Raw genomic sequence first — 20,150 nt, forward strand, 5'->3', positions numbered from 1 at the left:
AGAACCCTAAGTAAACAATTAGGCCACAACATCCACTCGGTTCAATAGTTGCTGAACCAATCCATTAGCCGTCAATCCGATATCCTCAGATGCCCGCAAACGATGACCGGTAACAGGGCCTAATAACTGCTGTAGATCTTCAGGAATAACGTAATCCCGCCCCTGTATATAAGCCCAACTACGACAGGCGCGCAGCAATGCCAGTGCCCCCCGCGGTGAGATACCAAAACTGAATTCAGGCGCCTGACGACTGTGAGCAATCAATCGTTGCAGATAATCCAACAGACTGTCTGATACCTTAACCTCAGTGCAGGCACGCGAGATTGCCTGCAGTTGGCTCGGCGAAATAACCGTCCCCATGGACTCGAGGCGCTGCCGAGGGTCTCCACCTTTTAGAAGTTCTCGCTCAGCCTTTGCATCGGGATAGCCGAGTTCAATCCGCATCAGAAAACGATCTAACTGAGATTCAGGCAGCGGAAATGTACCCTGCTGGGTAATGGGGTTTTGGGTCGCGATCACAAAGAATGGCGTAGGCAACTGATGTGTCTGACCATCGAGACTCACACGCCCCTCCTCCATCGCTTCGAGCAGTGCCGATTGCGTTTTAGGCGTGGTACGGTTGACCTCATCGGCCAGCAATAACTGAGTAAACACAGGTCCGGGATGAAATTCAAACTGGCTTTGAGCCGGATCAAAAATACTCACGCCAAGAATATCCGCTGGCAACATATCACTGGTAAACTGCAAGCGCTGATAGTCTAACCCCAGCACCTTCGCCAACGCATGTGCGAGGGTTGTTTTCCCCATTCCCGGTAGATCTTCAATCAACAAGTGCCCCTGACTAAAGAGGCAGGTTAATGCCAGCTTTATCGCCTCCTCTTTACCGTAGAGAACACTGGACACCTCTTTGATGGCCGCTTCAATCTGATCTCTCATTGGCACTCCAACTTATGACGACGGTGAATAACATCCAACCGTTTACTATTAAATGCTGTGTTTAATCAATCGACCCAGCGTTTGGTATTGTTGTATCTGCATGCAAGGCACAGGGCTCAACAGCTCAAAGCCTGAATATCGACAACGCTGAAATGAAAACAATGCTTATTATATCGGTAGTTAGATCTGATAACTCTGCAAACGTCAGTAAGAGTACCCAAAATCAGACCCAATAAAAAAGGCGCTAAGCGCCTTTTTGAAAAGATTATATGTTGCTACAGAGATTAGTGTTGATGACCGCCGTCACCATGAGCATGGCCATGCTCCATCTCTTCAGCAGTGGCATCACGTACTTCAACCACTTCAACATCAAATTTCAGTGTCTGATCAGCCAATGGATGGTTACCATCAACAATGACGTTCTCTTCAGTTACCGCAGTAACAACCACAGGTTGTTGGCCCCAAGAGGTTTGCGCCATAAAACGCATACCCACTTCGATATTATCAACGCCATCAAAAGCAGCGCGCTCGACTTCCTGAATCAGTTCAGGATTGAGTTCGCCGTAACCCTCTTCAGGAGATACTTCAACTTTTACCTGATCGCCAGCTTTCTTACCGGCCAAGGCTTTTTCCAGTCCAGGTACAATATTTCCAGTGCCGTGCAGATAGGCCAAAGGCTCCGCGCCGACAGAGGAATCCATGACCTCATCATCTAGGTTAGATAGGGTGTAGTGAATTAGGACAATTTTGTTGTCGGCTATCTGCATCGTTCAGACCTCAGTAGGTGTAGACATGAACAGCACAGCTGACAGAGGCCCAGATTAGTGTATTTTTTTAATTTGGGGGTGAGTCCGAAGATATCAACCCCTGAGATAAACTTTATCTGTTCGGGATGACGTATCACCCCATTATTCAAAAAGCCCTTGGATGAGTACAGCAGCGCTAACAGCGCGACAGCCACGGCGATTTTGACCACTCCATAACGGTGTAAAATCTCCCAAGCCTTGCTGTTCAGCGGCTTGCCTTAAAGGGGCAATCGCACCACCCGCCAATGGAAATTCAGGCGCTTGTGATGCAATGGGACCAAGCTCCTGCATAACCCGATTCACGAGACCACGGGCCGGCCCTCCTGTAAATATATTGGTCAATGCGGTGGGAGCATTTAGCTGTGCTAACGCTTGTCGATGAATCTCACTGATGCGCGATTCATCGCAGAGTAAAAAGGCTGTACCCAGTTGCACACCCGCGGCGCCCATCGCTAAAGCACCACGAATACCGGCGTTATCGGCAATACCGCCAGCTGCGATTACCGGCAACTCAGTCACCGCTAAAATCTGAGGTAACAGTGCCATGGTACCCAACTGAGTATTCAGATCTCGATCAAGAAAGAAACCCCGATGCCCACCGGCTTCGACGCCCTGTGCAATAATCGCATCAACCCCCTGCTGCTCTAACCACACCGCTTCGGCCACGGTGGTGGCACTGGACACTACTTTACTGCCACTCTCTCGCACACGTTTGAGCAATACGGCGTCGGGCAGACCGAAATGGAAACTCACCACCTCAGGACGAAATTCTTCGATCACATCCGCCATCTCATGATTAAACGGATGCCGAGCCGGTGCCGCCGGAATCGCATCGGCATCCAATCCATACGCCTGATAATAGGGTTGCAACTGCTGGCGCCACCGTTGCTCCTGAGCTAAATCCGGTGCTGGTGAAGTGTGCGTGAAAAAATTGAGATTGATCGGTTTATCCGTTGCCGCCCGAATCACCGCCAGCTCAGCTCGCAGCTGTGCGGGTGTTAACATGGCACAGGGCAGCGAGCCAAGCCCACCAGCGTTACTGACCGCAATGGCCAAAGCAGCACCCTGAGCGCCAGCCATCGGTGCCTGAATCAGGGGTAATTTAATATCTAAAAGCTGTTCTAAACGCATTATCAATCCTCCGTCAGCGCTAAACGCGCACCTAGGTAGATCAACACGGTGCCACTGACCGTATTAACACTATGACCCACGACTTTATTCTGTAACCAACGCCGAGCACCATTAACCGCCAACGCTAACCCGCACTGCCACAGCATCGCAATCACAAAATGGATCGCCGCCAAAAAAAGCGACTGCATTAACGCTGAACCCGTTGGGTCGATAAACTGAGGTAAGAAGGCCATATAAAAAAGCGCCGTTTTAGGATTTAGAGCGTTGGAGAGAAACCCTTCGCGCAAAGAGCGCCACAACAGAAAGGGTCGTGCGCCGCCCTCTGGCAGCGTAAATAGACTCTCCCCTTTTAAAACGCCTCGCAGACTACTGAGACCTAGCCAGATCAGATAACAGGCGCCGATCAGCTTTAAAACATGAAACGCATTCGCCGATTGCAACAAAATCACCGAGATACCCAATGCTGATACCGTGGCATGCAGAAATAATCCAAGGCAGATGCCAGTACTGGTGGCAAAACCATCTTGCCAACCACCACGAGCGCTATTACGAATCGTTACCATGGTATCGACGCCTGGGGCTATCGTTAATAACGTAATAGCAATCAAAAACGCCAGAAACAGTTGGCCATCAATCATCAGGAAAACTCCATCACACATCTATATTAATTACACTAAATCAGCTTAGGTTAAATATTTTTAGCCAAAGAGCTATCATCTTTGATCACCGTTTAGGCACTGAATACATTTTTAATGCCGTTATACGCGGGTTAGCAGCGCTAGCCTAGTCAGCCATCTATGCAAGCAAGCAGACTATAGCTCTATAGCTGACGTTGCAGGCGTTGTAATTGGTAGTAGCGCCCCACAACAATTAACAGAATCCCCCCTAACACCAGCAGCCCAGAGATCATCAAACGCAGGGTGATCATCTCATCGGCGAACAAAACACCGCCCACTGCGGCGATTACTGGCACCAACAGTTGCAACGCCGCCGCCTGTACCGCAGAGAGCCCGCGTAAAGCACGATACCAAACGGCATAACCAATCCCCGATGCCACACCGCCGGAGACAATCGCTAGCCATACGCCATCGACAGACAACGATATATCGCCTAACAATAAGAGAATAATGAGTGTCACTATCATCAGCGGAAAGGTTTTCAAAAAATTGTAATGGGTATCCGCCAGAGGGTTAACCGATCCTCGGCCGATCAGAGTGTAAACACCCCACGCAACCCCTGCGAGCGTCATAATAATAAAGCCCCACAGCGACGGTGTATTGAGCACCGGCAGCATCAGATAAACAAAACCAAAAAAGGCTAAAACCAACCCTAGCCATTCTACGCCCAACAGCCGAGTACCGCGAAAGATGCTCACCAACACCATCGTAATCTGCACCGCGCCAAATAGAATTAAGGCGCCTGTGCCGGTATCTAAACTGATATAGGCATAGGAAAACCCAAGGGCGTAGATAAATAACATGATCGCTGCGAACCAGCTTCCTTGCGTATGTTCACTATCGGATGCTGCTCGACGCCCCTGGGTGAGATACCACAGCAGTAATAGCACGATAATGCCGGAAAACAGCCGAATCAACGTAAAGCTGCCGGCATCGAGTCCCTCTTCACCGAGGGCTAAACGACATAAAACCGAATTCCCAGCAAAAGCCAGCAGGGCAAACGTTGTGTACAGAATTGTCGATAGATGTAATCGTACATTCATGAAGCGTTCCTCTACTGCGAGATATCAGTTTTGTTTTCTAGGTTATTTTTGCCATACGCTCGCCCCAGCTGCCAAAGCAGTAATGCTGCGCCACAGCCACCACTGCCGAGCACCATGGTCATAATCATAATTTGATAACGCACCGCGATCAGTGGCGACACACCGGATAAAATTTGTCCGGTCATCATCCCCGGCAACGAGACTAAACCAACCGCCAACAAACTATTAATCTGCGGAATCATCGCCGCCTGAAACGCCGTAAGTCGGGCTTTGGCTTCGGGCTTACCCTCTTTCAGTTCAGAATGATAGCGTTCAGCGGCAAGACTGATCGCATTCATGGTATTGGCAAAATACATACCCGCCAGCGGTATCACCACCCGCGGCTCATACCAAACCTCAACCCCAATCACTAATACCAAGGAGATAAATAGATGCAATCCTGCTGAGCAGGCCAACGCAATCAACGTCGGCTTAAGATAGTTACGTTGATGGTCGACCGGACGTAATGCGATCCAGCTAGCAATACCCACCATCAGGGTTAAAACCGTTACCGTAATCCAAGGCGAGGGATTGTTAAATAGCGCCACCAGCACATAGCCGACCGCCACCAACTGCAGTGTCATACGAGCAGCTGACAGCAACACTTCTGAGGCTTTACCTGACCAGCGCGCATAAACAATCGCAATAAGCACCACAGGCATCGCACACCAGGCAAGCGACCACCATGAAATTACATGCATCAGAATTCTCCTACTCTAACCTCAGTTCTAACTTCAGCCTTCATCTGCACGATGTTCAGTACAGCTTTATTCCATCGATCAATCAGTATTCATACCGATAAAGCCACCCGATTGGTGGGTCCAGAGTTGGGCATACACCCCTCCTTTGTCCACAAGTTCCTGATGACTGCCCTGCTCGATGATCCGTCCCTGGTCCAGCACGATCAATCGATCCATCGCGGCAATCGTTGATAATCGGTGGGCAATCGCAATCACCGTTTTACCCTGCATCACGTTAGATAGTCCGCGCTGAATATCAGCCTCAACCTCTGAATCCAGCGCCGATGTAGCTTCATCCAAAATCAAAATAGGCGCATTCTTAAGAATGACCCGTGCAATGGCCACTCGCTGGCGCTGTCCGCCGGAGAGTTTAACGCCCCGCTCGCCCACCTGCGCATCATAGCCGGTACGCCCTTCGGGATCACTTAAGCCGAGAATAAATTCATGGGCCTCAGCCCGTTTCGCTGCGGCGATCATCTGTTCATCGGTCGCATCCGGATGGCCATATAAAATATTGTCGCGCACACTACGATGCAGTAACGAAGTATCCTGAGTGACCATGCCGATTTGATGACGTAAACTTTCTTGCTGCACCTGACGAATATCTTGCCCATCAATCAATAACTGACCGGCGGCCAAATCATGGAAACGTAGCAGCAAATTCACCAAGGTTGACTTACCAGCCCCGGAACGGCCCACCAAGCCGACTTTCTCACCCGGTTTTATCGATAGGTTAAGGTTCTCAATCACCCCTTCACTCTTATCATAATGGAAGGATACGTCATTAAAATGAATCGCTCCCGCCGTTATCTTTAACGGTTTTGCATCCACCTGATCCGTCACCTCCAACGGCTGCGCTAGAGTATTCATACCATCATTAACGGTACCGATATTTTCAAACAGTGTGCTTATTTCCCACATAATCCACTGTGACATACCGTTAAGCCGTAGCGCCAAGCTGATAGCGATCGCAATCGCCCCAACACTCACCAAACTAAAGCTCCAAAGGTAGATCGCCACCGCCGTTATAACAAACACCAAGAGATAGTTTAAACACTGGACCAAGACATTAAGTCCCGTGGCCAGTCGCATCTGTCGATAGACCGTATCCAGAAAACCATCCATGCTCTCTCGGGCATAGTCCGATTCACGCTGGCTGTGGGAAAACAATTTGACCGTGGCGATATTGGTATAGCTATCCACGATCCGTCCAGTCATGGAGGAACGGGCGTCCGCCTGAACGGCCGACACATCCCGCAAACGCGGCACGAAATACCACATCAGCAGGCTATACCCGATCAGCCAGGCGACCAATGGCAGCATTAACCGGATATCGGACTGCGCCACCAACACCAGCATCGACAGAAAATATACTGCGATATATACCAACACATCGAGTAACTTCATCACCGCTTCACGCACGGCTAAGGAGGTTTGCATCACTTTGGTGGCGATACGCCCGGCAAAATCATTCTGATAAAACGATAAACTCTGACGCAACAGATAACGGTGGGCCAACCAACGAATCGACATGGGGAAGTTGCCCAGTAACACTTGATGCACGATCACCGAATGCAGCGCTACCAGCAGTGGCAAGCCGATCAAGAGTAGAACCCCAACCAACGTTAAGGTATCACCCTCTTCCTGCCAAAAGGTCTCCGGCTGTTTCGTGCTAAGCCAATCAACCAACTGCCCTAAAAAACCAAATAACGAGACTTCGAGTATCGCCAAGATAGCTGAGCACAGTGCCATTAATAACAATGGCCACTCCATTCCCCGCATATAGTAGCGGCAAAAGGCATACAGCCCCTTCGGTGGCTGACCGGGTTCAGGTTCAGGAAAGGGGTTGGTCAAACGTTCAAAAAATCGCAACATCAATAAAATCCAAACGGGCATAACATTAGATAAAAGAGGCGCAAAGCATACCCTAACCCTACTCGGTTAAACATATTAAACCTGATTCAACAGACAACCTTTTTTAACCTAGTGCGCGCACAGAATGGGCTAAACAGATCTCTTTTAAGCGGATTAAAACCTTTAACTTTTGCTTTTCTGGTCTAAGCTGGAGTCATTATCAAAATATAGAGCCAACCATTGGCATCAATTTTGTTTTCAATTTCTCTCCATTTACCGACATAACGGATATGCATAAATGGTTTTTAGCCGTTTTTCGCCGACATCGCTGCATAACCGAGTCTTACTATTAACACTCGCTGGATTTCTGTTCTCCACGATTACTGTGACACTGCTGGTTTTCCGCTATCTACAAAATGACTCAACCAAGCTGCTGATAGAACAACAGCAGGTAATGGTCGATATGGTCGTCAAACAGATGGATTCAGCGTTACAAACGCGCATCGACTATCTCGAAGCATTCGCAGAAACACTCCACTCGAAAGATTCGCTTTATTCTAATGAGCGTATTCAACAAGCGCTCAAATTCGATACTCACCTACAAAGCCTATTCAGTGGAGGGGTTGTCGTCACCAACAGCCAAGGCATATCGTTAGCCGACTACCCAACCGTACCCAACCGCATTGGCTTAGATTATTCCGATCGAAATCATTTACAAAAAACGCGGCAACTAAAAACCACCGTTATTACAGAACCACTGTTGGGCAAAGGTTTAAAAAGCCCGCTATTTGCTATCAACACGCCAATACTCTCGGCTTCCGGCGAGGTGTTAGGCTTTATCTTCGGCGTTAACCTACTGGCACAGGATAACCTGCTGAAAGACCTCGCCCAACCAACCCTCAATGACACTGGTCGAACGCTGATCATCGATCCTAATTTGGACATCTATGTTACCGACACCGATAAAGGCGTTGCCCTGGAAAGTTATCGACAAAAGAAGCACTGCGATTGTATTGAACTTCTACAAGCAGGTATCACGTCAGGGATCACCCATGATACCGAGGGTGAGCCGGTCATCTTCACCTCCGCTAAATTAAATCATATGGGCTGGATTGTGATTCGTAACTATCCACTGCACAAAGCGATGCAGACCATCGATGGTTTGAGTGAAAAAATCATCCTGATCATCCTGATCACCAGTTTATTGATGGCGGGTATCATCGCCTACCTGTTAAAAAAGCTGCTAATACCGCTAACCAATGCCGCCCGGGATATCCAAAAGATGGCGGAGGGTAAGCTGCAAAAACAAGATCTCGCGATCAATAGTCATGATGAAGTGGGTCAATTATTAAGCGCCTTCAACCAGCTCAACCGCAATCAAAACCGTTATGAACAGGCACTCAAAGAATCAGAAGAGCGCTACAGGCTAACCCTAGAAGCGACCCAAACGGGTCTCTGGAGCTGGAATCTGTCGGATAACTCCGTTCACTGGGACAATCAGTGCTATCAGATGATCGGTTATAAGGATCAAGCCTTTCAACTCGACACAATCCTGCTGCGTAAGTTAATGCACCCCGACGATCAGGCCCACTTTTTCGACGTCTTTATCCCTCAACTGCTCAACAATCATTCGGCAGAAATGCAGTTCCGCTTACTCACCCGCGATAACAACTGGCTCTGGATAAAAAGCCGCGGTAAACCGATCCGCTTTAGCGAGACTAACCAGCCGCTGGTGATCGCAGGCACCCATATGAATTTTGAACAACAGAAACAAACCGAACAGATGCGTCTTGCGGCGGCGGCCTTTGAAGGTAACGATGGCATTATGATCATCGATGCGCAAAACAACATCATCAAAGTCAATAATGCCTTCACCCAGATCACCGGCTATACCGCGAAAGAGGCGATAGGCCAGCCCCACACTCTACTCCATTCAGGGGCTCATAAGAGACCTTTCTATGAAGCCGTGCTCGACAGCTTAAATCAAACCGGCAAATGGACCGGTGACATCTGGTATCGTCATAAAAATGGATCTATCTATATCGCTCAGGTAAGCATTAACACCCTGCTCAACGAAGATAAATCAGTCTATCAACGCATCGTCACCTTCGCCGACATCACTGAAAAGAAGCGTACCGAAGAGCTGATTTGGAAGCAGGCCAACTTCGACCCATTAACCAATCTTCCAAACCGACGAATGTTTATGGAGCGTCTGACTCAGGAAATTCGTCTCGCCGCCCGCTCGAAAACAAAGCTTGCACTACTATTTTTAGATTTAGATCACTTTAAACAAATCAATGATACGCTCGGACACGGTATTGGCGATCAACTACTGATTGAGGTCGCTGCCCGGTTTACCGACCTTATTCGCAGTAGCGATACGATCTGCCGGCTCGGTGGCGATGAATTCACGCTTATTTTGCCGCAGATTGAAAACTCAGCTCAGGTGAAGCAGGTCGGTGACAAAATACTCAGCGTACTGAAACAACCTTTTAAGCTGGATCATCAATTACGCCATATCTCCGCCAGCATTGGCGCAGCCCTTTACCCGCAAGACAGCAAAACGGCTGAACAGCTCATCAAAATGGCCGATCAGGCAATGTATTCAGCCAAAGAAGCCGGACGCGGCAGGCTCAAGCTATTCACCCCCAGTATGCAAACCATGTCACTCAAGCACACGCATCTCATCAAAGACCTGCGGCTCGCCATTAAAAAGGGACAATTTCAGCTGTACTATCAACCGGTTATCTCACTGCAGGATATGTCGGTGATAAAAGCGGAAGCATTAATTCGCTGGAACCACCCGCAAAAGGGTCTCATGTTTCCCCATCAGTTTATTCAGCTAGCGGAACAAAGTGGCATCATCCAAGAGATAGGCGACTGGATTTTCCGAACGGCACTACAACAGGCTAAAGAGTGGCGTCGTCAGCTTAACCCTCAGCTGCAAATCTGTATTAACGCCTCAGAGGCACACTTTGAAACCAAAGAGGGTGACAGTGCACATGAACGCTGGATAAAGATAGCCCAAAATATGGGTATTGAACCGACATCCATCAGTGTTGAAATCAGCGAAAGCCTGCTGATGGAATCGTCCGCCGAAACCCAGTACAAGATAGATCAGTTACGGGAGGCGAATATTCAGATCGGATTGGATGATTTTGGAACCAGCTTCTCATCACTCACCCACCTGAGCCGAATGGATATAGACTATCTGAAAATAGATCGAACCCTTATCCGCAATCTACATTCGACATCGGAAGACCTAACCCTCTGTAATGCGATCATCGTCATGGCCCATACACTGGGTTTAAAGGTGATCGCCGAAGGAATTGAAACCCAAGAACAGCATCAATTAATGCAGCAAGCTAATTGCGACTATAGTCAGGGATTTTTCTATGCCAGCGCAATGACATCCGAGCAGTTCGAACAGTGGCACAACAATTTTGATCCTCTGTCCCTGACTTCGTTTGACTGAGGAGCAGAGTAAGATCTGAGCGATACCGAACTTACTCTGCGAACAATCAATTGTCACCGCTGGCGGTGACAACGAGTGAAGTACTCATGATAAAAATTGCATCAAAATAGAGAGGGTTGATTCGCCGCTACTTTAATCTCTTGATAATGATCTAGAAACAGCTTAACCACCTGTGGATCAAACAAAATACCCGCCTGCTCATCAATATAACGAACCGCTTTATCCTCAGGCCAGGCCTTTTTATATACCCGCTCTTCAAGCAGTGCATCATACACATCAATCACCGCAAACAGCCTAGCCGCCATGGGAATAGCCGCCCCTTTAAGCCCTTCAGGATAACCGCTACCATCCCAACGTTCATGATGGCTATAAGGAATATCAATAGAGGGTTTAAGAAACTCGATATCTTGCATTAAATCTCGAGCGATCACTGGATGCTGCTGCATAATCTTTAGCTCATTGGCGTCAAGACGCCCAGGCTTAATCAATACCGCATCGGGAATGCCAACCTTACCGGTATCATGCATCAATGCCCCCCGTGCAATATGGGTTAAATCATCGCCAGCGAGACCCATTAGGCTGGCGAGTTTAACCGTCATCCTGGTTACCCGCAGGCTATGCACACCCGTTTCATTGTGCCGAATATCCATCACCTGCACCCAGCCTTGCAAGGTCTGATCATAACTTTTTCGCAGCTTATGATTTACCTGTTCAATCCGCCGCAGATCCGAGCGCACCAACAATAGTAATAAGATCGAAGTACAGCCAACAAAAGCAAACCCTTTAAGGCTTTGCGCCAAAATAATGGCATCCGTTGAGCGAAATAAAATGGCGACAATGGAATCTGAAAAATAGATCCAAAGAGACGCAAACAGTAGATAAATAAACACTGTGCGGTAGTAGGGTTTTATCATCAGATACCTCGGCAAAAGCCACTCTGGTTAAAGACCTTTAATCAATTTATCGCCCAGCTCTGAGGGATTGTGAATCTTAATATTAAAGCCAAATAAAAGGCTCAGAACACTAGACCTAGTAACCCAGAACCCGCGACGCTACAACTCTCTAAGCTTGGTCAAAACATGTTGCATCAGAGAATCCATGTCGACGCCCTTAGGGGCTATCGCATTCTCATTGTTTACTTTCGTTATCTCATTAGCTCCGTTTAGTGGCGATGTAATATAGGGGTTACTGTTACCCTGCAATGCGGTGATCAGTTCATTTCGTTTCAGTTCCCAGCTATCAACCGGATCCCTAGCATTCCAGACGGTAAACAGTTTTTCCTGTTTCGAGCTGATTCTTAAACCATACTGTTGGCGCATATAGAAATAGGTACGGGCAATGTCCCCTTGTCGATTTGACGGCGGCTCGACTTTGCGACCCTTAAAGTTCACTTCCATATCACAACGACCGTACATCCTAGACTCCCCTTCTAATTGAGCGAAACTATAATTAGAACGATCACCATTCACTTCACCGATCGCCGGCACGAGATTGTGCAGATCCGATTCCATACGCTTAAAGCCGTCGATCCGCTTACAGGCTTTACGCCCACCCTCTTGCCAACATTGCATCTGATGACCAAACGCCCACGCCGGCACGACATGTTCCCATTCGATGCGACCGGCCCTGTTGGCATTCTTACGCGGCGTATAGCCACAGCTATTCCAGTCGGGCACCAATTTTTTACCCGCCGTTTTATAGTCACAACCACAATAAAAACTAACCGGATGTTCCTGATACATCTTTGCAAGAAGACGTTTTGATTTACTAAAAGAAGGTCCTGAATCAGCAACCACACAGGCAGACAATAGCCACACACAGAGTGCAACCGAAACGCGCAGGGACATAAGTATTCTTTACCACGACAACAGAAATCCATCCCTGAAACTCACTATCCTTAGCAAGGGTTTAAAAAGATATGCAATATAGATGTGACCGGCTTACTTTCGATTACCGATACGGTAGTTGCCTGTTTGATGGAACTGTACGACCTGCTTACGCTTACGACCAATCAGGATGGGACCATCATCAAAGAAGAGAAAATTTTTCCAGTGACGGCGAAATATTTCCCAAGTGGTTTCAATCACATGCTCACTGCTGTAACAAAACCATACAACCGTGGCATCATCCCACTGTAGGTGCTCAGCGAGAATATCAGGCAAAGCGGACTCATCGGACTCCCAACGCTGTTGCCAGTGATCCGTCTCCAACCAGGTTTGCGATTTACTCGCCCAATCATCCGCATTAAATAGACTCGGATGGTTACAGTGGGTACTAATCTGCTGTGTCCACACCTGTTCAGCACGCGCTTCAGTCAGCGGTTTAATCTGTGCCAAATCCTCATCACTGATAGGCAGGTCTTTATGCCGGAAAATCCAGGCTCTTTTGTATTGCTCAACCGGCAAATAGCTCATGATAACTCTATGATTTAAAATTCAATAAAAGGCGTGACACTATACCAGAATGAACCCGAGCAACAATCAGAACCCTGCCTTTACAGCCAAATCCCTGATAAAAGGTAAGCTTAAATTCAACGACTTAGTAATCTAGGCGTCGCGCCTGCCAAAAGTACTTGCGCCAATAGGGATTATCCACTTTGGAAATCATCACCCCTCGACTTGTGGATGCATGAAGAAACTCCCCGCGCCCCACATATATACCCACATGTCGCACTTTAAAGCGGGAGCGGTAAAACAGTAGATCACCGGGCTGTAACGATCTGTTTGCGACCTGCATACCCACAAAGGCTTGATCGGCAGTGGTTCGCGGTAGCGTGATACCAAACTGCTGCTGAAAAGCCTGCTGCGTAAAGCTGGAGCAATCCACACCGCTTTTATCGGTGCCACCCAATCGGTAAGGAACCCCTTGCCACGCCTGATAGTGCTGCAGCAGCTGCTGCCTCACCGCCATATCCTCTGATCTTTCGTCCAGCACGGGATCGCTGCCATCCGTGATGATAGGATCATCATAATATGACTGAGTACCGCAGCCACTGAGACTCAAAAGACACAAAAATGCCATACAATATTTCATCATCAATACCTGTCCGGTCGGCTATACTGACGTTAATAAATCTTTTTGACTCTTATATCGACATCGATACACTACAACCTATTTAATCTCTCTTGTTAAAGGAAATAACAATGCTTCACATTCTGCCAGAAACAGCCGGTGATATCATGGTGCTTCAAGCCACAGGGAAACTCACCACGGCCGACTATCAGGATACCTTTTTACCTTTATTAGAAGAAAAGGTATCTACCCACGGTGGTGTACGCTGCTTGATCTATCTAGATCACGAATTTACAGGCTGGGAAGTCGGTGCAATGTGGGAAGACACTAAACTAGGATTACAGCACAACCGTGATTTTATCCGTTTAGCGGTCGTTGGCGGCGGCGAATGGCTCGATTGGGCAGTAAAACTCGGCGCACTCTTTATCAGAGGCGAAACCAAACATTTTAAAGATACTCAGTTTTTACAGGCACTTCACTGGATTGATGCAGGCGAGTAACCGTCCACTACAGATAAGATAGACAGATCAGGCTTGATATCAAACGCCTCTCAAGCCTGTCACCTCTCGACACAAAATCATCCAACCATTTTTCAGCACCAAACCTTGATCTGAATACCGAGACCAACCCTCGGTTTCTGCTACGCTAGAGCCATGCTTTCAACGGAAGGTGAATATCATGGATTCTCACAGCAAAGACCGGACATTGCACACCGCAAACGAGACAAGCGAAGCCCCTGTGTGGCATACCTGTAATGCACAGCAGATCAACGACCACCTACAAACATCCCCTCAAGGGCTAAGTGCAGCAGAAGCGGCTCAACGCCAGCGTCAGTATGGTGCAAATCAACTTCCCCCCGCTAAACGCCGTAACGGCTTGATGCGTTTATTAGCTCAATTTCATAACGTATTGATCTATGTGCTGCTGGTCGCCGCCGTCGTCACCGCCCTACTGGGCCATAGTATCGATTCTGGGGTTATTATTGCCGTTGTTCTCATTAACTCGCTGGTTGGCTTTATACAGGAAGGTAAAGCCGAGAAAGCGATTGATGCCGTGCGCAATATGCTCTCACAACAAGCCGTAGTGATTCGTGACGGGCATCGACAAGAGGTGCCCGCCGAAGCGTTAGTACCCGGTGATATTGTCTTTATTCAATCGGGTGATCGGGTGCCCGCTGACCTGCATCTACATAAAGTCAAAGAGTTAAATATTGAAGAAGCGTTACTCACCGGCGAATCTGTTCCGGTGCTCAAGCAAACACAACCGGTAGCCCCTAATGCCGACCTTGGCGACCGTACCAATATCGCTTTTTCTGGCACCCTAGTCACCTATGGTCAAGGTACCGGCACCGTGGTGGCCACCGGAGCAAACACCGAGATCGGCCGCATCAGCACCCTATTAGCCGATGTCTCCCCCCTAACCACCCCATTAACCCGCCAATTAGACAGTTTTGCGCGTTGGCTAACCGGCTCGATCCTACTGATCGCGCTAGCCACCATGCTGTTTGGCTCTTGGGTAAGAGGCTATGCGCTGGAAGATATGTTTCTGGCGGCGGTCGGTTTGGCCGTTGCCGCCATTCCAGAAGGCTTACCTGCCGTTATCACCATTGCACTGGCCATCGGAGTACAACGGATGGCTAACCGGCGCGCCATTATTCGTCGCCTGCCCGCGGTAGAGACATTGGGTTCAGTATCGGTTATCTGTTCAGATAAAACCGGTACCCTAACCCGTAATGAGATGACCGTGACCTCCGTGGTATCCGCCTGTTGCAACGCTGAGATCAGCGGCGCTGGCTATAATCCCCATGGCACCTTCACTTGCAACCATCGGGATCTTAACCTCAGCAACCTAGTCGAACTGCAACAATTATGTCGCGCCAGCATACTCTGCAACGAGGCACAGTTGCGTCAAAAAGGAGATGAGTGGATCATCGAAGGTGACCCCACCGAAGGTGCACTCTTAGTTCTGGGGGCAAAATCCGGTCTTGATATTACCGAACTGCAGTCAGAAATGCCCCGCGATGATCTGATTCCATTCGAGTCAGAGCATCGTTTTATGGCCACCCTACACCATGATCACAATGGTAATGGGGTTATCTATATCAAAGGCGCTATCGAAGCCATTTTACCCCGTTGCCAGTGGCAGATGAGCAATGGTCGAGAAGATACGTTAGATAGCGAATACTGGAGCCGCCAGCAGGAACAGATCGCCAATCAAGGTAAAAGAACCTTGGCATTGGCGATGCTCCCCGTTGATGAAAACCATCGCATCCTCCATTTCGATGATGTTAGCAAAGGGCTGGTGATGCTCGGTCTCGTTGGCATTATTGATCCCCCCCGTGAAGAAGCTATTCAGGCTGTCGCCGAATGTCACCGCGCGGGTATCAAAGTCAAAATGATCACGGGTGATCATATTGCTACCGCCTCTGCGATCGCTCGGCAGATGGGCATTACCGATAACCCCCGCGCGATGACCGGCAACGAAGTCGAACAATTGAGTGATAGTCAGCTTCAGGCACGGGTAGAACAGGTCGATGTATTTGCCCGCTCTAGCCCTGAACACAAGCTACGCATTGTCCAAGCCCTGCAAGCCTGCCAGCATGTTGTCGCTATGACCGGTGACGGTGTCAACGATGCCCCTGCGTTAAAACGCGCCGACGTGGGTACCGCGATGGGAATAAAGGGCACTGAAGCGGCAAAAGAGGCTTCGGAGATGGTTTTGGCGGATGATAACTTCGCCTCCATTACCTATGCCGTCGAAGAGGGCCGGACAGTTTTCGATAACATTAAAAAATCGATTCTTTTTATCCTACCCACTAATGGCGGTGAAGCGCTCACGGTGATCGCTGCTATCGCGTTCGGTACAATGCTGCCGGTAACGCCCGCTCAGATTCTTTGGGTGAATATGATCACTGCGGTGACACTCGCCCTATCGCTAACATTTGAATCAACCGAACCAGGCGTGATGCTGCGACCACCCCGTAATACTCGCAGTCCGATACTATCGCCCTTTATGATCTGGCGGATTATCTTTGTATCCCTGCTAATGGTCAGCGCCACCTTCGGGCTATTCCTTTGGGAGCGTAGCAACGGCACTGATATCGATACCGCCCGCACCATTGCGGTCAATACCTTGGTGGTACTAGAGGTGTTCTATCTCCTCAACTCACGCTATCTCACCCGCTCAGTACTGAGTAGAGAGGGGTTATTAGGTAACCGTTATGCGCTCTATGCGATCGCCACGGTCATGGCGTTTCAACTTCTATTTACCTATCTGCCGATTATGCAGCTGTTTTTTCACACCCATGCGCTTGATCTCGCTGACTGGGGAAAAATACTGGTAGTAGGCCTGATACTGTTTCTGGTCGTGGAGTTGGAGAAAAAACTACTGCATTCAACCAATAGAGGTGAATAAGCAACTTAGCAACCCAAACTGAGGTATCTCTTTTGCTATTACGACACTAAATAGGGCATAATTGATCGTTTATTATACACATCAGGGGGAATTGAACATGATCAAGCGTCAAACCAAATCCGAACTGCGCAAACAATTGCAGCTGCAAACTCAAGCCTTTCTTAAAAAAGGCGGTGAAGTAGCGGAAGTTGAAACCGGCGCGACAGGTCTGATCAATGGCTCCTATCGTAATGCTGGTTTTATTCTTAACCCTCAACGGCAAGAACGTACGCCACTCAACGGCGTGCTCGCAAAAATCGATGCTCGCAAAGCTGAGCGAACGCAAAGAACCGTGCCAAAAAGCACTCGGCAGCGCAAAAAAGTGATCTATGATGATTTTGGCGAACCGTTGCGGGTGGTATTTGAATAACCCCCTTACCGTTCTTGGTAGACGTTCGTAGCCCATGCTTAGCCAATAGAAAGCAGTCTTAGCGGTAACACCCAAAGAACGACATTCTAACGATAGACAACCCACACAGGCTTAATGCCCCAGTATCTGATTGATTTTAAGCGTATCAATCAGGCTGGTCGGTTCTGTTTAGCACGGTTCTGTTTAACACAACGGCTTGGCGGGTCAAACACTACAACCGATCTCTACAGTAAACCTTAATAACCTGCCCGATTAATACCCCATCAACTTATGACTGATTTTCATCAGGCGCTCTCAGTGGACCGCCTTCTGGATGACCCTCTGGGCCACTAGGACGCACCGTCTCACCGTGGAAACAGCCAATAAACATGTTTTCACTCGGACTAGCGGCATGATAGTGATAGCCACGAACATCATCCGTTTGACCGCGACAGGCATCTAGCCCTTCAACCGCTTTGCCCTCGGCATTTTTCAGTGCATAAATACCATAACCATCTGACGCATAACCGATTAAGGGTGCGTGGCCATCATCGCTATCCGATTTATCGGTACAGCCTGCCGCCGAGTGGTAATGATAGCCCTGATGTACGTTGATATGCCCACCACAATCATCAAAGGCGGCGATGGTATAGGCGCCTAAAATAGCATCAATCGGTGCTGATCCTGAGAGTTCAGTTCCATCAAGTGCAATACCCGCGGTTCGTACACGACTGGGTTTAGCGGCGGGGATCGGCGTTGTAGGTATCAAAAAAGTACGTGAGAAGTCATCCTCAAGATAGGATAGTTCGCACTCAATACAGTTCTGCTTATACTCATCTTCAACATCGGGTTTGGCTGCGCCTAAACAGGCGGCCTTTGTCGCGGTATATCGTACTTTGTTACTTTTAGCGTCATATACCATCCACTTCTCATCACCATAATAATCTCCCAGCTTAAGGATGAACTCACCCGTGATATCCACTAAGTCGCCGGTCCCCTCTTTGCTAAACCAAGCACCTGCGACATCTGCACCATCGGACGTTGTTCGTGGACAAAAAGGCCCGGGGGTTCGTCCTGCTGGCGCGCCATTGGTCACAAACTGATAACAGGTGGTTTTTGTGCCTTCCACCGTTTCACAGTCAACAATGATAGGCTCTTGAGTAAAGGCATCCTTAGCAAACAAAGAAAGGTCGATGCCTTTCGGTTTCGACACCTCTCCATCAGCAACGTGCTTATGGCTAACCCCATGCCTGTGATCATGGAAATGGGCGCAGCCGCCTAACATGAGTGTACTAAAGGCGATAACACCTATTAATGATCGGCTCGTCAAACTCATCGTCTATGTCCTGTTCAATTAGTGGGTAGATTTCACTGCTGCAGATCATGCAGCACAATTGTGCAGATAATAAGAATGATAGATTACTTATATCGATCAAGCAGAAGAGGAAAATGTGGCGCAAAACCAAAACAATAACGGCAACAGTAACCGTCCACTACCTTAAGCGCTTGCGGGCCTGTTGTTACACGGATGTTTCTTTAGGTTTTTAGGCGCAGAGCATCCACAAATGCAGTACAGGTCTGAACCCAAGCGGTAAGATTTTTATCCGATTCAACCTCGGGCAGAACATACACCATGCTGCGGATCGGCTTACCAGTAAAATCCGTCTCTGCGGTATAAGGCTAAGCCAAACAACGGTCATAATCATCATGGCCGATACGTGCCATCAGTTTATTGCCCATAACGCCACAGCACATATGTTCAGACAATAAGAAACATAAGCCAGCCAACATTCTTTTCACGACTAAATCGTGACGATCCTGAAAATGCTCGTAAAGCCTTTATTCTAAGCCTCGATCAAATGCCATGCTTAACCAATGCCTCTTACCGGTATTAAGGGCGGGTGTTCTCCCTAGATCGTCATTAGCATTGCAAGGCAGCAATAATGTCATCAGGCTCTGAACGGGTTCGATAGTCGACATCAACATAACGCCAGCTAACGATACCATCACGGCCGATAATGAAGGTGGCAGGAATCGGCAATACATGACCATTGCCGTTATTGATAGCGTCTAGGTCGAGCTGGCGATCCACTCGCATATGTTCCGTTAAAAACGCAGGCACTTTCCATGCAACACCGAACTCGGCGGCGACCTTCGCATCTTGATCTGACAAGACACAAAAACCCATGTCACTAATGGCATCTTTTGTCATTGAACCATCGGGCACCTGCGGACTAATGGCAACCAGTTGAGCGCCCAAGGCATGAATTTCATCTAATCGCGCACTCAAAGCTCTAAGCTGCAAGTTACAATAAGGGCACCAACTGCCACGATAAAAAGTCACAATCAGTGGACCCTTTTTAAGTAAATCGCTCAACGAGATTGATTGACCATCGGCATCTGGCAATGTAAATGCAGGTGCCTTTTCGCCAACAGCAATGGCGCTATCGCCTTGCTGAAAGGCTTTTGCCTGTTCAATGATCTCATCGACCGCTTGCATAAAATCAGGATTAGCCTGTCGTCCCGCTTCGATCTTTGCTTCAGTTTGCGCTTTTAAAGTTCCCATATGTCTCCTAATCTATTTTACGTTTAGATACTGCTTGAAAAACTAATCAATAAACACATAGTCTTTAGT

The 20,150-nt window shown here is 48.4% G+C and carries 17 protein-coding genes; 4 read left to right on the forward strand and 13 right to left on the reverse strand.

Annotated features, from left to right (window positions below):
* Positions 1–18: 18 nt before the first annotated feature.
* The 7 genes from KO512_RS08405 to KO512_RS08435 all read right to left on the reverse strand — a co-directional run bounded on the left by KO512_RS08405 (position 19) and on the right by KO512_RS08435 (position 7,247).
* The gene (locus tag KO512_RS08405; RefSeq protein WP_215951889.1) at positions 19–936 is read right to left on the reverse strand and encodes an AAA family ATPase; all 918 of its coding nucleotides are present in this window, start codon (positions 934–936) and stop codon (positions 19–21) included.
* A 284-nt stretch (positions 937–1,220) separates the two neighbouring features.
* Complete coding sequence (locus KO512_RS08410) at positions 1,221–1,703, reverse strand: FKBP-type peptidyl-prolyl cis-trans isomerase (RefSeq protein WP_215951890.1); 483 nt, start codon at positions 1,701–1,703, stop codon at positions 1,221–1,223.
* A gap of 141 nt (positions 1,704–1,844) precedes the next feature.
* Entirely contained in the window at positions 1,845–2,873 is a 1,029-nt protein-coding gene (locus tag KO512_RS08415) for an NAD(P)H-dependent flavin oxidoreductase (RefSeq protein ID WP_215951891.1), read from the reverse strand.
* 2 nt (positions 2,874–2,875) lie between these two features.
* Positions 2,876–3,511: a LysE family translocator gene (locus tag KO512_RS08420; RefSeq protein WP_215951892.1), complete on the reverse strand. Its 636-nt coding sequence runs from the start codon at positions 3,509–3,511 to the stop codon at positions 2,876–2,878.
* 182 nt (positions 3,512–3,693) lie between these two features.
* Complete coding sequence (locus KO512_RS08425; protein ID WP_215951893.1) at positions 3,694–4,593, reverse strand: DMT family transporter; 900 nt, start codon at positions 4,591–4,593, stop codon at positions 3,694–3,696.
* 11 nt (positions 4,594–4,604) lie between these two features.
* The gene (locus KO512_RS08430; RefSeq protein ID WP_215951894.1) at positions 4,605–5,333 is read right to left on the reverse strand and encodes an ABC transporter permease; all 729 of its coding nucleotides are present in this window, start codon (positions 5,331–5,333) and stop codon (positions 4,605–4,607) included.
* 78 nt (positions 5,334–5,411) lie between these two features.
* The gene (locus tag KO512_RS08435; RefSeq protein WP_215951895.1) at positions 5,412–7,247 is read right to left on the reverse strand and encodes an ABC transporter ATP-binding protein; all 1,836 of its coding nucleotides are present in this window, start codon (positions 7,245–7,247) and stop codon (positions 5,412–5,414) included.
* Between the two features lie 277 nt (positions 7,248–7,524).
* Here KO512_RS08435 and KO512_RS08440 point away from each other — a divergent pair, with 277 nt between their 5' ends.
* Complete coding sequence (locus KO512_RS08440; protein ID WP_215951896.1) at positions 7,525–10,701, forward strand: bifunctional diguanylate cyclase/phosphodiesterase; 3,177 nt, start codon at positions 7,525–7,527, stop codon at positions 10,699–10,701.
* A 101-nt stretch (positions 10,702–10,802) separates the two neighbouring features.
* Here the strand turns inward: KO512_RS08440 and KO512_RS08445 are convergent, their stop codons facing one another.
* The 4 genes from KO512_RS08445 to KO512_RS08460 all read right to left on the reverse strand — a co-directional run bounded on the left by KO512_RS08445 (position 10,803) and on the right by KO512_RS08460 (position 13,737).
* Positions 10,803–11,615, reverse strand: a complete 813-nt coding sequence (locus KO512_RS08445; RefSeq protein ID WP_215951897.1) for an HD-GYP domain-containing protein — start codon at positions 11,613–11,615, stop codon at positions 10,803–10,805.
* A 138-nt stretch (positions 11,616–11,753) separates the two neighbouring features.
* Positions 11,754–12,548 carry an endonuclease gene (locus KO512_RS08450; protein ID WP_215951898.1) on the reverse strand — a complete coding sequence of 265 codons (795 nt, stop codon included), beginning with the start codon at positions 12,546–12,548 and terminating at the stop codon, positions 11,754–11,756.
* 93 nt (positions 12,549–12,641) lie between these two features.
* Complete coding sequence (locus KO512_RS08455) at positions 12,642–13,115, reverse strand: DUF2947 domain-containing protein (protein WP_215951899.1); 474 nt, start codon at positions 13,113–13,115, stop codon at positions 12,642–12,644.
* A 124-nt stretch (positions 13,116–13,239) separates the two neighbouring features.
* A complete protein-coding gene (locus KO512_RS08460) occupies positions 13,240–13,737 on the reverse strand; it encodes an NlpC/P60 family protein (RefSeq protein ID WP_252734931.1) in 498 nt (165 codons plus the stop codon).
* A gap of 107 nt (positions 13,738–13,844) precedes the next feature.
* Between KO512_RS08460 and KO512_RS08465 the strand changes: the two genes are divergently transcribed.
* The 3 genes from KO512_RS08465 (at position 13,845) to KO512_RS08475 (ending at position 17,536) form a co-directional block, all read left to right on the forward strand.
* Positions 13,845–14,213, forward strand: a complete 369-nt coding sequence (locus KO512_RS08465) for an STAS/SEC14 domain-containing protein (protein WP_215951900.1) — start codon at positions 13,845–13,847, stop codon at positions 14,211–14,213.
* 178 nt (positions 14,214–14,391) lie between these two features.
* Positions 14,392–17,127 (forward strand): cation-transporting P-type ATPase, encoded by a 2,736-nt coding sequence (locus KO512_RS08470; protein ID WP_215951901.1) that lies wholly within the window; start codon positions 14,392–14,394, stop codon positions 17,125–17,127.
* A gap of 97 nt (positions 17,128–17,224) precedes the next feature.
* The gene (locus KO512_RS08475) at positions 17,225–17,536 is read left to right on the forward strand and encodes a hypothetical protein (RefSeq protein WP_215951902.1); all 312 of its coding nucleotides are present in this window, start codon (positions 17,225–17,227) and stop codon (positions 17,534–17,536) included.
* A 268-nt stretch (positions 17,537–17,804) separates the two neighbouring features.
* On the opposite strand, the gene KO512_RS08480 is transcribed toward KO512_RS08475, so the two are convergent.
* Together KO512_RS08480 and KO512_RS08485 are read right to left on the reverse strand one after the other, a co-directional pair.
* Positions 17,805–18,851 (reverse strand): YHYH protein, encoded by a 1,047-nt coding sequence (locus tag KO512_RS08480; protein WP_215951903.1) that lies wholly within the window; start codon positions 18,849–18,851, stop codon positions 17,805–17,807.
* A 585-nt stretch (positions 18,852–19,436) separates the two neighbouring features.
* Positions 19,437–20,081, reverse strand: a complete 645-nt coding sequence (locus tag KO512_RS08485; protein WP_215951904.1) for a peroxiredoxin-like family protein — start codon at positions 20,079–20,081, stop codon at positions 19,437–19,439.
* Positions 20,082–20,150 lie beyond the last annotated feature (69 nt).

The sequence above is a fragment of the Amphritea atlantica genome (assembly GCF_018860855.1).
GTDB lineage: Bacteria > Pseudomonadota > Gammaproteobacteria > Pseudomonadales > Balneatricaceae > Amphritea > Amphritea atlantica_A.